This window comes from Roseovarius halophilus (ex Wu et al. 2025) (genome assembly GCF_047086965.1).
The window spans coordinates 14568-28250 of record NZ_JBKOTX010000058.1; the positions used below are offsets into that span (position 1 = coordinate 14568).

13 protein-coding genes are annotated in these 13683 nt (G+C 66.7%); 4 read left to right on the forward strand and 9 right to left on the reverse strand.

What is annotated here, in order from left to right:
- Positions 1–2: 2 nt before the first annotated feature.
- The 6 genes from iolG to ACH107_RS13450 all read right to left on the reverse strand — a co-directional run bounded on the left by iolG (position 3) and on the right by ACH107_RS13450 (position 6158).
- Complete coding sequence (iolG, locus tag ACH107_RS13425) at positions 3–1007, reverse strand: inositol 2-dehydrogenase (protein WP_310702983.1); 1005 nt, start codon at positions 1005–1007, stop codon at positions 3–5.
- A gap of 110 nt (positions 1008–1117) precedes the next feature.
- Positions 1118–1897 (reverse strand): ATP-binding cassette domain-containing protein, encoded by a 780-nt coding sequence (locus ACH107_RS13430; RefSeq protein ID WP_310702986.1) that lies wholly within the window; start codon positions 1895–1897, stop codon positions 1118–1120.
- 43 nt (positions 1898–1940) lie between these two features.
- Positions 1941–3023 (reverse strand): ABC transporter permease, encoded by a 1083-nt coding sequence (locus ACH107_RS13435; protein ID WP_310702982.1) that lies wholly within the window; start codon positions 3021–3023, stop codon positions 1941–1943.
- A gap of 93 nt (positions 3024–3116) precedes the next feature.
- The gene (locus ACH107_RS13440) at positions 3117–4064 is read right to left on the reverse strand and encodes a sugar ABC transporter substrate-binding protein (RefSeq protein WP_310702981.1); all 948 of its coding nucleotides are present in this window, start codon (positions 4062–4064) and stop codon (positions 3117–3119) included.
- A gap of 81 nt (positions 4065–4145) precedes the next feature.
- Positions 4146–4967 carry a TIM barrel protein gene (locus tag ACH107_RS13445; protein ID WP_412506265.1) on the reverse strand — a complete coding sequence of 274 codons (822 nt, stop codon included), beginning with the start codon at positions 4965–4967 and terminating at the stop codon, positions 4146–4148.
- Between the two features lie 162 nt (positions 4968–5129).
- Positions 5130–6158, reverse strand: coding sequence for a LacI family DNA-binding transcriptional regulator (locus tag ACH107_RS13450; RefSeq protein WP_310702979.1), 1029 nt, complete (start codon positions 6156–6158; stop codon positions 5130–5132).
- Positions 6159–6322: 164 nt separating this feature from the next.
- Here ACH107_RS13450 and ACH107_RS13455 point away from each other — a divergent pair, with 164 nt between their 5' ends.
- Complete coding sequence (locus ACH107_RS13455; RefSeq protein ID WP_310702978.1) at positions 6323–7357, forward strand: LacI family DNA-binding transcriptional regulator; 1035 nt, start codon at positions 6323–6325, stop codon at positions 7355–7357.
- Between the two features lie 25 nt (positions 7358–7382).
- Here the strand turns inward: ACH107_RS13455 and ACH107_RS13460 are convergent, their stop codons facing one another.
- From ACH107_RS13460 to ACH107_RS13470, 3 genes are read right to left on the reverse strand one after another with little or no spacing between them, the layout of a single operon-like run.
- Positions 7383–8546 (reverse strand): Gfo/Idh/MocA family protein, encoded by a 1164-nt coding sequence (locus tag ACH107_RS13460; RefSeq protein WP_412506266.1) that lies wholly within the window; start codon positions 8544–8546, stop codon positions 7383–7385.
- 13 nt (positions 8547–8559) lie between these two features.
- Positions 8560–9453 (reverse strand): TIM barrel protein, encoded by an 894-nt coding sequence (locus tag ACH107_RS13465; protein WP_310702976.1) that lies wholly within the window; start codon positions 9451–9453, stop codon positions 8560–8562.
- Positions 9450–10550: a Gfo/Idh/MocA family protein gene (locus tag ACH107_RS13470; protein ID WP_412506267.1), complete on the reverse strand. Its 1101-nt coding sequence runs from the start codon at positions 10548–10550 to the stop codon at positions 9450–9452. The genes ACH107_RS13465 and ACH107_RS13470 overlap by 4 nt, the downstream gene beginning before the upstream one ends.
- A 107-nt stretch (positions 10551–10657) precedes the next feature.
- On the opposite strand from ACH107_RS13470, the gene iolC reads away from it, so the two are divergent.
- The 3 genes from iolC to ACH107_RS13485 are packed head-to-tail and all read left to right on the forward strand — an operon-like array spanning position 10658 to position 13332.
- On the forward strand, positions 10658–11656 hold the full coding sequence (gene iolC, locus ACH107_RS13475) for a 5-dehydro-2-deoxygluconokinase (RefSeq protein WP_412506268.1): 999 nt from the start codon (positions 10658–10660) through the stop codon (positions 11654–11656).
- A 9-nt stretch (positions 11657–11665) separates the two neighbouring features.
- Positions 11666–12505, forward strand: coding sequence for a 5-deoxy-glucuronate isomerase (locus ACH107_RS13480; protein WP_310702973.1), 840 nt, complete (start codon positions 11666–11668; stop codon positions 12503–12505).
- Positions 12502–13332 (forward strand): class II fructose-bisphosphate aldolase, encoded by an 831-nt coding sequence (locus ACH107_RS13485; protein WP_412506269.1) that lies wholly within the window; start codon positions 12502–12504, stop codon positions 13330–13332. The genes ACH107_RS13480 and ACH107_RS13485 overlap by 4 nt, the downstream gene beginning before the upstream one ends.
- Positions 13333–13683: the final 351 nt, after the last annotated feature.

Below are 13683 nucleotides of genomic sequence, written 5' to 3' on the forward strand. Positions count from 1 at the left end.
GTTCAGTCCAGCACCTCGGCAAGGGGCACGACACGGCCCTCTTCGGCCGATTTCACCGCCGCATCGGCCAGTGCCAGCGCCATCATCCCGTCATGGCCGGTGGTGGGCGTCTCGGCGCCCTCGGCCACCGCGGCGACGAAGGCCGCGATTTCATTGGCATAGGCCGCGGTATAGCGCGTCATGAAGAAGTTCAGCAGTGGCGGGCGGGTGAACCCCTCGGCCCCGGCGATCTCGATATTGGCCTCGTGCCGGTTGCGCGCGGCGACCATGCCCTGCGCGCCCAGCACCTCTATGCGCTGGTCATAGCCATAGGCGGCGCGGCGCGAATTGGTGATGATCGCCTGCTTGCCGCTGGCGGTCTGCAGGATCAGGTTGACACTGTCGTAATCGCCCAGCGCGCCGATGCCTGGGTCGGTCAGCACCGACCCGGTGGCGACGACGCTGTCCACCTCTTCGCCCAGCAGCCAGCGGGCCACGTCGAAGTCATGGATCGTCATGTCGCGGAAGATGCCGCCCGAGCGCTTGATGTAATCGGCCGGCGGCGCGCCGGGGTCGCGGCTGATTATTGTGACCATTTCCACCTCGCCCAGGCGGCCGGCGTCGATGGCGGATTTCAGCGCCATGAAATCGGGGTCGAAGCGGCGGTTGAACCCGACCATCAGAGTGGCCTGTTCCGCTGCGACCGTTTGCAGGCACGCGCGCACTCGGTCCAGCGACAGGTCGATGGGCTTTTCACAGAAGACCGCCTTGCCGGCCTGCGAGAACTGCTCGATCAGGTCCGCGTGGGTGTCAGTGGGCGTGCAGATCACGACCGCGTCGACATCGTCGCTGGCGGCGATCTCGTCGATGGTCCTGTGCGCGCCGCCATGGGCCTCGCGCACGGCGCGCGCGGCCTCGGCGACGGGGTCGGCGACGGCCGTCAGCGCGGCCCCCGGCACGCTGGCGATGGCGGCGGCATGGACCTGGCCGATACGGCCCGCGCCCAGAACGGCAAATCTCACTGTCATGTGCTGTCTTTCCCTTGGCCGGGGCATGACCGCCCCACGTATGGCATGGCAATTGGCCCCCGGGACGATCTCCGGGGCGGGCGGCAACGGGGCGGGCGCCCCGCCCCGCCTCAGGTCATTTCGGCGGTCTCGTATTCCGGCTGGGTCTTGGCGCCGGTGATATAGGCGACCACGTCCTGATGGTCGGTTTCGTCCTTGCTCAGGTTGGCGACGATCCGGCCGCGACGGAACACGACGATCCGATCCACGAGGTCCATGACCTGGCGCATGTTGTGGCTGATCAGGACCAGCGGCTCGCCCTGATCCTTGAGGGTGCGGATGATGTTCTCGACCTGCTCGGTCTCCTGCACCCCAAGCGCGGCGGTCGGCTCGTCCATGATGGTCAGCTTGGAGTGGAAACTCGCGGTGCGCGCGATGGCCACGCACTGGCGCTGGCCGCCCGACATGTTCTCGATCGTGTTGCGGATGTTGGGGATCTTCACGCCGGTCTTTTCCAGCGCGTCGATGGTGTCCTGCCGCATCCCCTTGTAATCGAGAAACCGGAACGGTCCCAGCCAGTTCATGAAGGTCTTTTCCCGGCCCAGGAACAGGTTGTCGGGCACGTCCAGTTGATCGGCCAGGGCCAGGTTCTGGAACACCGCCTCGATGCCGGCGCGGCGCGCGTCCAGCGGCCCGTCGAACTGCACCGGGTGGCCGTCGAAGATGATCTCGCCCCGGGTGCGTTGTTCGACCCCGGTGATCTGGCGCACGAAGGTGGACTTGCCCGCCCCGTTGTCGCCCATGATCGCCACGTGTTCGCCGTTGCGCAGGATGAAATCGGCCCCCTCGAGCGCGCGGACACCGCCGTAGTGCTTGGTCAGGTCCCGCGTTTCGAGGATGATGTCGCCCATGTCGTGAAGCTCGATACCGCTCATTGCTCTCTCTCCTCCCGCGTCACGTTCGCGCCGCGGCGCGTTGCTGGCGCCATTGGTCAAGCACGACAGCACTGATGATGATCGCGCCCATGGCCATGATCTGGTAATAGGCGTCCAGCTTGACGTAGGTGAAGCCCGACTGGATCACGCCGAAGACCATGGCCCCCAGCACGGTGCCGATGATCGAGCCGCGCCCGCCGGTCAGGCTGACGCCGCCGATCACGGCCATGGCGATGGCGAAAAGCTCGTAGAACAGCCCCATGCCGGACTGCGCGGTCAGGTTCTTGGAACTCAGCACGATGGCCGCGAAGGCCGCCAGCATCGAGGCGATCATGTAAACTAGGATCTTGTGGCGCTTGACGTTGATGCCCGACATGCGCGCCGCCGCCTCGTTCGAGCCGATTGCGTAGGTGTGCTTGCCATAGACGGTATAGCGCAGCAGCACGTGGCACAGCACCGCCAGCAGCAGGAACCAGACCACCGGCATCATGCCCGACCCCAGCCAGGCGTAGCTTTCGGTGGGAAATGACACCGGCTGGCCGCGCGTCCACCACTGGGCGATGCCGCGGCAGATCAGGAACATGCCCAGCGTTGCGATGAAGGGCGGGATGCGCGTGAAGGCGATCAGCGTGCCGTTGATCGAGCCGATGAAGGCCCCGAAGGCCAGCCCGACCAGCACCGGCACGATCACCGGCAGGTCCATGGCCCAGTCGCCGAAGACCGCCTTGGGGTTGGGGTTGCCGTTGACCAGTTCGGTCTGGGCGAAACTCATCACGATCATCGCCGTGGCCGCCACCAGCGGCCCCGAGGACAGGTCGATCCCGCCCGAGATGATGACCTGCGTAACCCCCAGCGAGATGATCCCAATGATGGCGACCTGCAGGATGATGATGCGCAGGCGCGCCTCGTTAAAGATCGAATCGAACCGGTCCCGCGTATCGAACAGCAGGCTCTGGCCCTCCATGTAGGGCAGGATCTGCCCCAGCGCCTCGAATATCGCGACGATGATGATCAGCGCGATCAGGATATTGATTTCATTCGGCCAGCTGCGCTTGGACTTATCGAACTTCAAGCCGCCCGTGCCGTCGGATAGCTGCGCCATGCCTGGCTCTCCTCCTGGGTCTCGTCATGCACGTCTTGTCCCGCGGCGGGACAGGGACAGGGCACCGCGGCGCCCTGTCCCCGCGGTCCGCGATCAGTTCTCGTCGAGGAACTCGCCGACGTTCTCGGGCGTGACCAGCTGGAAGGGGATGTAGACCTTCTGGTTCACGTCCTCGCCGTTGGCCAGCGAAATGGCCGCATCGACCGAGCCTTCGCCCTGCCCGAAGGCGTCCTGAAAGACGGTGGCGTCGAGGTCCCCGGCCTGCATGGCGACAAGCGCGTCCTGGGTGGCGTCGACGCCGGTGACGATGACGTCGTCCATGTCGATGCCGCCCGCCTTCATCGCCTGGATCGCGCCGATGGCCATCTCGTCGTTGTTGGCGAAGACGATGTCGAAGGGCTCGCCCGAGGACATCCAGTTGGTCATCTGGTTCTGCGCCTCGTCGCGCGACCAGTTGGCGGTCTGACGGTCGATGATCTCGATGAAGTTGCACATGTCCATGCCGATGACGTCATCGACATCCTTGGTGCGCTGCACCGCGGCCTGGTTGGACAGCCGGCCCATCAGAATGTAGGCGCTCGCGCCGTTCGACAGCCCCTCGGCCCGGGCCATCTTGCAGGCCTCGAAGGCGGCCAGGGTGCCGCTCTCGATCTCGTTCGAGCCGACGAAGGCCTGGTCGTCGGGCAGGTCGTTGACGTTGATAGGCTGGCGGTTGACGTAGACCAGCGGCACCCCGGCGTTGGCCGCGGCCTGGGTCATGGACTGGGTGGCCGAGGTATCGACCGGGTTGACGATGATCGCGTCAACGCCGCTGGCGATGAAGTTGTTGATCTGGTCCAGCTGCTTGGCCACGTCGGACTGCGCGTCCTCGACCTGCAGTTCGACCCCATCCAGTCCGTCGGCATATTCGACCATGCCGTTGCGCATGACCGTCAGGAAGTTGTCGTCGAAGCGCGCGATGGACGCCCCGACGTTCTGGGCGAATGCGGCCGAGCCCATGACGGTCATCATGGCGGTTGCAGCGATAAGTGTGGTCTTCATTGGTTCCTCCCAATCGTGGTGTCCGGCACACCGGTTTTTTGCCGCCGGAAGCCCCGCGTGGCGGGGCGGTTCTCCCTCGCGTCAGGCGGCCCTTTCCGCCAGTTGCGAAGACATGAAATCGAAAGCGCGCCGGATCGCCGATTCGGGATCGGCCAGCGCATGGACCGCGGGCGCGAAACACTCCATCGAGACGGGGCCGTCGTAGCCCTGCGCGATCAGCGCGGCGAGTTGGTCGACATTGCCCAGCCGGTCGTCCGCATCGACCAGCCCGCGCTGCGCGTCCTCCATCCGCGTCAACGCGATCTCGGGGGTGGAAACCCCCGAGACATGCACGATCCCCGTCATCGGGGCGAAAAGCGGCCCGCCGCCGGCCAGACTGTGATGAAAGGTGTCATGCACCAGCTTGAATTGCGCGCCCGCGTCGAGCGCCTCGATGGTCTCGACCAGTTCCTGCTTGGACCGCAGCGACGACCGGGTGAAGCCCAGCGGCTCGACCAGAGCGACAAGGCCGGCGTCCTCGAGCATCGGGCGGATCGCCTTGAGCGCGATGCGCAGGTTGGCGTGGCGTTCCCCGTTGCCGGTGCCGGTGCCATCGTTGCGCGGGATCAGGCTGATGGTTTCGGCCCCCGCCGCCCCTGCAGTTGCAATCAGCGCGGCAACCTCCCGGTCGCGCTCGGCGCTCCAGTCGTTGAAAGGCTGCACCTGGCTGAGCCCCAGTAGGCGCAGGCCCCGATCCCGGGCCATCTGCCCGGCCGCCTCGGCGAGTTCGCCCTCGAACAGCGGCCGGGAAATGTCGTTGCGCACCTCTACACCGACGCAGCCCAGCCGCGCCGCAAGGTCCAGAAAGGCCGGGTACTCCAGCCCTGGCACGGTCATGTGGTTGAGTGCAGTCCGAAGCTGCATGCCTGCGATCCTCCCCCGGCACACCCTCCCCGGTGCGCCATCTGGTCGCACAGTCAGACCCCGACGCGCTGATTCCCGCAACCCGCATGCCGGTGGTTTCCATCATACATGACGTTTTTCCGCGCATGCAAAATGACGAATTTTCGTCATTCCGTACGACGGTCAGGCGATCTCGGGCAGCACGATGCGGGGGTCCAGGAAGTGCTGCCCGATGGTGCCGTCGTCGCCCGACCGGGTCTGAACCATGAGCGCCACCACATCGTCGCAAAGCTCGGCCAGTGGCGTCGATATGATCATCCGCAGGTAGCCGTCGAGCAGCGCGGCGCGGCTTTCCTGTGTCACCTCGTTGACCACCAGCGCCACTTCGCCGGGCGCGCGGGCCTCGCGCAGCGCGGCGATGGCCCCCTCCATGCCGCCGCCGGCCACGTAGATGCCGCGCAGGTCGCCATGGCGGGCCAGCAGGTCCAGCGTCGCCTCGTAGGTCAGTTGCCGGGTTTCCAGGTTCACCAGGGTATCAAGCACGGCGAAGGCCGGGGCGCGTTCGCGCGCGAAGGCCCGGAAACCGACCTCGCGCAGGTCGTGGCCGTGCCAGCGGTTGCCGCCCACGAAAATCGCCAGCTTGCCGGGCACCGGGCAGGTCTGGGTGATCGTCCAGGCCGCCTGCCGGCCCACCTTCATGTTGTTCAAACCTATGTAATTGCGACGAATTCCCTGCGCGAAATCATTGAGCAACGAAAACGTCGGCACCCCGTCGCGCTTGAGCGTCTCGACCACCTGATCCAGCCGCCGGTCGTTCACCGCGATGGCCGCCACGGCGTCGCAGCGGCGCCCCAAAGCGTGCAGGATCTCGGCAAACTCCTCGGGCGACTGGGACTGCGCAAAACGGATTTCGGCACGGCCACGAATGTCCGTGCGCGCGGTAACCGCGCGCTCGATCTCGGCGCGGAAATTCCGGTAGAATTCCTGCTTTTCCTTCAGCAGCACGAAGCCCAGGCGCATCTCGGGCACGGCTTCGACCAGCCGGTGATCGAAAAGCCCCCGCGCATGGTAGCCGACGCGATGCGCAGCGGTGGCGATCTTCTGCAGCGTCTCCTCGCGCACGGACACGCGCCCGTTGAGCGCCCGGTCCACCGTCGACACGCTGACCTGCGCCTCGCGCGCCACATCCTTGATCGTCGGGCGCCGTGCCATGTCACGTCCTTTCATCCTGCCTGCGGTCGCGGCATTCTGGAGGACATTACTCCCCTTTGACATGCCGTGAAAGACAGCAAGATGGCATCCGATGCGTGAAACCGGTTGCAACATTGCGCGCCAAGCGCTTTTCTGGTCCCGAACAACTGTAGATCCGAGGTCCGATGGCCGTCACGCTTCAGGATGTCGCCGCACGCGCCGGCGTCTCGAAATCCGCGGTCTCGCGGACCTTCACCGCCGGGGCCTCGGTCTCGGCCGGCACACGCGCCAAGGTCGAGACGGCCGCGAAGGCGCTCGGCTATCATCCCAACGTGCTGGCCTCCAGCCTGACCACGGGCCGGACCAAGCTGGTGGGGCTCGTCTCCAACAATTTCTCGAACCCCTATTTCCTGGAGATCTTCGACCGCTTCACCCAAGGCCTGCAAGAGGCCGGCCTGCGCCCGCTGCTGGTCAACCTCGCGCATGAGGGCGACGCGGAACGGTCGCTCGACATGCTGCGGCACTACAGCGTGGATGGTGTCATCGTCGCCTCCTCGACCCTGCCGCCGGATTTCACCGAGCAATTTCGGCAGGCCGGGCTGCCGGTGGTGCATGCCTTCGGCTGGTCGCGCAACGCCCCCGACACCGACCTTGTCAGCATCGACAACGTGGCCGCCGGGCGACTGGCCGCCGAAACGCTGCTGGCGCGCGGCCATGCCCGCATCGGGTTCCTCGGCGGCCCGGAAGAGGCGAGCACCACACAGGACCGGCTGACCGGTTTTCGCGACCGGGCCGGGGCGGCCTTTGCCGGGGCGCGCTGCGCGGCAGGCTACGCCTTCGCGGCCGGGCGCGAGACGATGCAGGCGCTGCTGCGCGACGGCTCCGCCGCCGAGGCCTGGTTCTGCGGTGACGACGTGATCGCCATCGGCGCGCTGAGCGCAATCCGCGACGCCGGGCTGGAGGTGCCGCGCGACATCGGCATTCTGGGGCTCAACGACATGGAGATGGCCGGCTGGGAGAACATCGCCCTGACTACCATCCGCCAGCCCATCGCCGAGATCGTGGCCGAGACGATCGCGCTGATCGAGGCCAGCATCGAGGACGGCCCGCGGCCACCGGCAACCCGGATGCTGCCCTGCACCCTTGTGGAACGCACGACCTTGCGCGCGCGCGCCGATGGACCCTCGCCGGACGACAGGCGCCCGTTCGGGACCGAATAGCGCATCGGCCCGGGGCGTCGGGGGCTTACCCTTCGCGGAACATCGGCGGGCGAGCCTCGGTCCAGGCGCCCGCTGCCTTGCCGCTTTGCGCCACGGCAAAAACCGCCGCCATGGAACGCAGCCCGTCCTCGGCCCGGGGGTAGAGGTTCGCCGCCGGGTCCATCGCGCGGCCCTGCTGTTCGGCCCGGATCGCCTCGGCCAGGTCGGCATAGATATTGGCGAAGGCCAGCGGCATCCCTTCGGCATGGCCGATGGTGACGCGGCTGGTGCGGTCGGCCTCGGGGCTCAGAGCGCCCTCGCCGCGTTCGATCACCTGCACGCGCCCGCCCAGCGGCATCCAGCGCAGCTGGTTGGGCTGTTCCTGCGCCCAGGCCAGGCCGCCCGTCTCGCCAAAGACCTGCAACGTCAGCCCGTGCTGGCGGCCCAGCGCCACGGAAGAGGTCCAGAGCCGCCCCACCGCGCCGCCGTCGAAGCGCAGGTTGACCATGGCGTCGTCTTCCAACTCGCGGCTGGCGATGCAGGACACGGTGTCGGCGCTCAGCCGCGTGGCCTGCTGCCCGATGACGAAGGACGCCATGTGCAGGGCATGAATGCCGCAATCGGCGAACTGCGCCGAAACGCCCGCCTGCGCCGGGTCATAGCGCCAGCGCACGCGCGGATTGTCGGTGTCGCCCGCGTCGGCGTGGTGGCCATGGGCGAACTCGGCCTTGACCATGCGGATCCGGCCCAGATCGCCGCGCGCGACCATGGCGCGCATGTGCCGCACCAGCGAGTAACCCGAATAGCCGTAATTCACCGCGCAGATGCGTCCCGTCGCGCGGGCGATCCGGACGATCTCCTCGCCCTCTTCCACGGTCAGGGTCATGGGCTTTTCGCAGAGCACGTGGAACCCGGCCTCCAGCCAGGCCCTCGTGATCTCGAAATGCGTCGCATTGGGCGTGGCCACGGTGACGAGGTCGATGCGGTCCTCGCGCGCCCGCTCGCCCGCCAGCATCTCTTGCCAGTCGCCATAGGCGCGATCGGGCGCAAGGCCCAGCCGCTGGCCATAGGCGCGGCCCGCCTCGGGGCGATGGTCCAGCGCCCCGGCGGTGAATTCGAACAGCCCGTCCAGCCCCGCGCCCAGCCGGTGGGCCGGGCCGATCTGGCTGCCTTCGCCGCCGCCGATCATGCCCCAACGCAGTTTCGTCATGGCTTCGTCTCCTTCAGTCGTATCCGATGGCGCGCAGATAGGCGCGGTTGGCTTGCGCGTCTTCCAGCGGGGTCACGTCCAGCGTGGGGTCGATGTCCTGCTCGACCGTGCACCAGCCTTCAAACCCGGCCTCCAGCAGCACCTGCCGCACGGCAGGGAAATCCACGTCGCCCTCGCCCAGCCTGCAAAAGATGCCCTGCCCACAAGCGGTGTAGAAATCCGTGCGCCTGGCGACCACATCCGCCTTCACCGCCGGGTCTATATCCTTGAAGTGCATGTAGGAAATCCGCCCGGCATGGCGTTTCATGAAGGCCACCGGATCAAAGCCCGCATAGGAATGGTGGCCGGTGTCGAAGCAGATCTTCAGCAGGCTGTCGTCGATCTCGTCCAGCAGACGTTCCAGCTCGGGCTCGAAGTCAATGAAGCCACCGGCATGGGCGTGAATGCTCGGCGTCAGGCCATAGACCTCGGCCGCCATGCGGGTGACATAGTCGATCCGTTCGCGGAAGGCGCGCCACTCGGCGGCGTCCATCTGTTCGGCCTCGGCGGCGCGGCCCGCTGTGGGCGCGCGGCGCGGCGAGATGCTGTCGATCAGGACAAGGTGTTTCGCGCCGTGACTGGCCAGCGCCTTGCAGGTGCGTTCGGCCCCGTCGAGGACATCGCGCCACTGGTCGGGATCGTGGAAGGGCCGGAAGACGACGCCGCCGATCAGCGACAGGGCGTGCTCGGCCAGCGCCTCGCCCAGTTCCACGGGGTCCTCGGGCATGTAGCCGACAGGGCCAAGCTCGATCCCGCGATAGCCCGCCGCCGCGCAGTCGCGCAGCACGTCGCGCCAGGGCGGATTGCGCGGATCGCCCGCGAATTCCACGCCCCAGGAACAGGGCGCGTTGCCGATCTGGATTGTCATTGGCCCACCTCTGTCCATTGTCCCGTTTCGGCCGAGGTCATCGCCGCCTCGGCGACCTCGGCCACCGCCAGCCCGTCGCGGAAGGTGGGCCAGACCGGCCTGCCCCTCTCGATAGCCTGCAGGAAATCCCTCGCCTCGATGATGATCTGATCCTGATAGCCGGTGCCATGCCCCGGCCCCTGGCAGAAGGGTGCGTAATCAGGATGCGTCGGGCCGGTCAGGATCTTGCGAAAGCCGCGCGTCGCCTCGGGCCCCTCGGCCAGATAGAGCCAGAGCGCGTTCTGGTCCTCCTGGTCGAAGCGGATCGCGCCACGGGTGCCCGAAACCTCATAGGCATAGCCCATCTTGCGGCCCGTGGCGATGCGGCTGGAATAGATGTGCCCCATGGCCCCATTGGCAAAACGGCACATGATCTGCGCGTGGTCGTCATTGTCGGCCGTGCCGCCGGGGCGGTCCGAATGGACGGTTTCGAGGTCGGCCGAGACCTTGGCGATCGGCCCCATCAGGGCAAGGGCGGCATTGATCGGATGCGGGGCGAGATCGCCCATGTTGCCATTGGCCCGGCCCGTGCAGCGCCAGTTGAAAGGGGAGGCCGGGTCGGACAGGAAATCCTCGGTATGTTCACAGCGCAGCCAGGTTATATCGCCCAGCGTACCCTGTGCGATCAGCTGACGGGCGAACTGCGTGGCCGGGGTACGGCTGTAGTTGAAGCCCATCATGTTGGGCAGGCCCGCCGCCTCGGCCGCCGCGACCATGGCGCGGGCGTCGGCGAGGGTGTCGGCCAGGGGTTTTTCACACAGGACGGGCTTGCCGCAGGCAAAGGCGGCCTCGGCGATCGCGCGATGGGTCTCCTGCGGCGAGGCGATCACCACGGCATCGACCCGCGGATCATCTACCAGCGCCTGCCAGTCCGGTGCGGCGCGGTTGAACCCAAAGGCGGTGCGATAGCCTTCGGCGCTCTCAAGGCTGGAGGCGGCGATCATCTCCAGCCGCGGGCGCAGCGTCGTCTCGAAAACGGCGCCGACCGCGGCCATGGCCACGGAATGCGCCTTGCCCATGTAGCCGCCGCCAATGATGCCGATGCCGATCTCGGTCATGGTCTCCTCCCTCTGCGGTCTGTTCCCAGTGCTCTGTGTCTGACTCGCACCGCAATATGTTGCAACCGGTTGCAAAACCTGTATCGTCGGAGGTTCTGGGCCGCAAGATGAAATCGGGGGATCGGATGGCCAACCTGGACAGGCTGCGCGGAAAGGCGTTTCTCGTCATCGGACGGGCGGGGATGGACCTCTATGCCGATCCGCCCGGCACCGCGCTGGACGCGGCCGCGCAGTTCACCGCCGCGCTTGGCGGCTCTTCGGCCAATATCGCCGCGGGGCTGACGCGGCTGGGCTGCGATGCGGCGCTGGTGACGCGGGTTTCGGATGATGCGGTGGGGCGGTTCTGTCTGAACCAGCTGGACCACTACGGCATCGACCGTCGCTTCGTGCAGGTACAGGGCGGCGAGGCGCGCAATTCGCTGGCCGTGGTGGAAACCCGGCTGGAGGACACCCAGTCGGTGATCTACCGCAACGGCGCCGCCGATTTCGAGATGGTCGAGGCGGACCTGCGCGCCCTGCCCTACGCCGGCTATTCGGCACTGGTCACCACCGGCACCGTGCTTGCCGCCGAACCCTCGCGCAGCGCCTGCTTTGCCGCCTTCGAGCGCGCCCGCGCCGCCCATCTGCCGCTGGTCTTCGACGTGGACTATCGCCCCTACAGCTGGGCCTCGCCCGAAGAGGCCGCGCAGGTCTATTCCCGTGCCGCCGATCAGTGCGACGTGATCATCGGAAATGACGTCGAATTCGGCTTCATGGCGGGTGACTACGCCAAGGGGCTGGACAAGGCGCGGGCGCTGGCCGCCGAGGGCGACCGGATCGTCATCTACAAGATGGGCGAGAAAGGCGCGGTGACCCTCACCGCCCGGGGCGAGACCCGCACCGGCATCTATCGCGCGCAGGCGCTGAAACCCACCGGCGCGGGCGACAGTTTCATGGCCGGCTTGCTGTCGGCACTGGCCGATGGGCACGACCTTGCAAGCGCCGTCGCGCGCGGCTCGGCAGCGGCGGCCATCGTCGTGTCCCGGGTGGGCTGCGCCCCCGCCATGCCAACGCCCGACGAGCTTGAGCAGTTCATGGACCAGACAGAAATGACCCTGCCCGGATAGGAGGCAAACATGCATATCCCCCCCTTCGACAATGCCAACCGGCCGATCGTGGACGTGGATCACGACCGTGTCCCGCTCAACTATTTCAATATCGTCAAGCTGAAGGCGGGCGAGAGCTTCGACTACAAACTGGACGGCTATGAAACCTGCGTGGTCCCCGCCACCGGCACCGTGGATGTCGAGGTCGGCGACGAGACCTTCGCCGAGATCGGCAATCGCACGGCGGATGTCTGGGATGGCGACCCCGAGGGCGTCTATGTTCCCACGGCCACCGGCGCCCGGATCACCGCGCGGACCGATACGGAAACCTTCATTGCCGGGGCGAAATACGCCGAAACGCTCAAACCCTTTGCGGTGCGCAGCGCCGACCTGGACCTTGTGCAATACGGCTCCGACGACACCAAGACCCACCGCAAGATCAAGCACATCCTGGGCGCGGGGCACCATGACCGGGTCGGGCGTCTGCTGGTCAGCGAGCTGTTCACCGTGGGCACGGGCGGCTGGTCGGGGTTTCCGTCGCACAAGCACGACACCGACCGCTTGCCGGACGAGACCCGCCACGACGAGACCTACAACTTCCGTTTCAAGCCCGATCATGGCTCGGGGCTGCAGATGCTGCAACGGGTCGATAACGAGCCGGGCGACGCCTACCACGTGATGAACGGGTCCACGGTGCTGATCGACAAGGGCTATCACCCCTGCTGCGTGCTGCCGGGCTACGAGATGTACTATTTCACCATCCTCGGCGGTCTGTCCCAGCGCAGCCTGAAACAGTATTTCCAGCCCACCCACGCGGATCAGCTACACAGCATTCCCGGGATCATGGACATGGTGGCCAAGTTCAAATGACCCGCGCAACGCTGGCGGATGTCCTGCAGCCCGCCATGGCCCAAGGCGACGCGGTGGCCGGCCTGGTCTGCCTGGGCTGGGAAGATGCCCGCGCCTATGTTGCCGCCGCCGAGGCCGAGGGCGCGCCGGTGATCCTGCAAGCGGGGCCCGGCGCGCGGGCACACATGCCCCTGCCCGTCTGGGTGGGGATGTTTCACGCGCTGGCCGACGCCACCACGATCCCGGTGGTGTCGCATCTCGACCACGGCACCACGCCCGAAGACTGCGCACAGGCCATCGCCCTGGGCTTCACCTCGGTCATGTTCGACGGCTCGCGCCTGCCGCTGGAGGACAACATCGCGCAAACCCGCGAGATCGCCCGGATGGCCCATGCGGCAGGCGTCTCCTGCGAGGGCGAGATCGGCTTTGTCGGCTATCACGATGGCGCCGCGTCCGCCGGCACGGACCCGGACAAGGCCGCGCGTTTCGCGGCCGAAACCGGGGTGGATGCCATGGCCATCTCCATCGGCAACCTCCATCTGCAAACCGCCCAGGCCGCAGAAATCGACCGCGACCGCCTGCGCGCCATCGAGGCGAGCACCCGGGTTCCGCTGGTGATCCACGGCGGCTCCGGCCTGTCCCATGGCTTGCGCGCGGACCTGGCCGCCAACAGCCGGATCTGCAAATTCAACATCGGCACCGAGCTGCGCATGACCTTCGGCGCGGCCCTGCGCGCGCACCTGACAGCAGAACCCGCATTGTTCGACCGGATCGGCATCCTCTCGGCTACGGAGCCGGCCCTGGAGAAAAAGGCACGACAGATCATCGCGGGACTTCGCACGCGCTGACCGGTTCGCGGCGACCATCCCTGCTGTCAGCGCGTCGCCCCACGAGGGCGCGCGCGGGTCACGAAAGGGATTGCCCCCATATGCACCCATTCCATTTTTTCACCCGTCGCTGACGAACAAAATCTGGTTCAACTCGGCAAGCTGATCGGCCGTCAAGGTCAGCGAACCGTCGCCAAGATCGGACAGCGCTGTATATGCATCCTGAAGATCGTCGACGGTGGCCCGGACAAGCGTGGCGTCTTCGTCGTCAACTGTCTGACGTCAGCGCCTTTGGGACAGATTTGAGGTTTTCGTAACGGAGGATTTCTGGTTCATCGCAGCCACCAAGGAGCGAAGATGAACAAGAAATCC

Bases quoted from the DNA above. Each gene is read 5' to 3' on its own strand.
- iolG (WP_310702983.1), bottom strand. From the start codon at position 1,007: ATGACAGTGAGATTTGCCGTTCTGGGCGCGGGCCGTATCGGCCAGGTC.
- ACH107_RS13430 (WP_310702986.1), bottom strand. From the start codon at position 1,897: ATGGGCGACATCATCCTCGAAACGCGGGACCTGACCAAGCACTACGGC.
- ACH107_RS13435 (WP_310702982.1), bottom strand. From the start codon at position 3,023: ATGGCGCAGCTATCCGACGGCACGGGCGGCTTGAAGTTCGATAAGTCC.
- ACH107_RS13440 (WP_310702981.1), bottom strand. From the start codon at position 4,064: ATGAAGACCACACTTATCGCTGCAACCGCCATGATGACCGTCATGGGC.
- ACH107_RS13445 (WP_412506265.1), bottom strand. From the start codon at position 4,967: ATGCAGCTTCGGACTGCACTCAACCACATGACCGTGCCAGGGCTGGAG.
- ACH107_RS13450 (WP_310702979.1), bottom strand. From the start codon at position 6,158: ATGGCACGGCGCCCGACGATCAAGGATGTGGCGCGCGAGGCGCAGGTC.
- ACH107_RS13455 (WP_310702978.1), top strand. From the start codon at position 6,323: ATGGCCGTCACGCTTCAGGATGTCGCCGCACGCGCCGGCGTCTCGAAA.
- ACH107_RS13460 (WP_412506266.1), bottom strand. From the start codon at position 8,546: ATGACGAAACTGCGTTGGGGCATGATCGGCGGCGGCGAAGGCAGCCAG.
- ACH107_RS13465 (WP_310702976.1), bottom strand. From the start codon at position 9,453: ATGACAATCCAGATCGGCAACGCGCCCTGTTCCTGGGGCGTGGAATTC.
- ACH107_RS13470 (WP_412506267.1), bottom strand. From the start codon at position 10,550: ATGACCGAGATCGGCATCGGCATCATTGGCGGCGGCTACATGGGCAAG.
- iolC (WP_412506268.1), top strand. From the start codon at position 10,658: ATGAAATCGGGGGATCGGATGGCCAACCTGGACAGGCTGCGCGGAAAG.
- ACH107_RS13480 (WP_310702973.1), top strand. From the start codon at position 11,666: ATGCATATCCCCCCCTTCGACAATGCCAACCGGCCGATCGTGGACGTG.
- ACH107_RS13485 (WP_412506269.1), top strand. From the start codon at position 12,502: ATGACCCGCGCAACGCTGGCGGATGTCCTGCAGCCCGCCATGGCCCAA.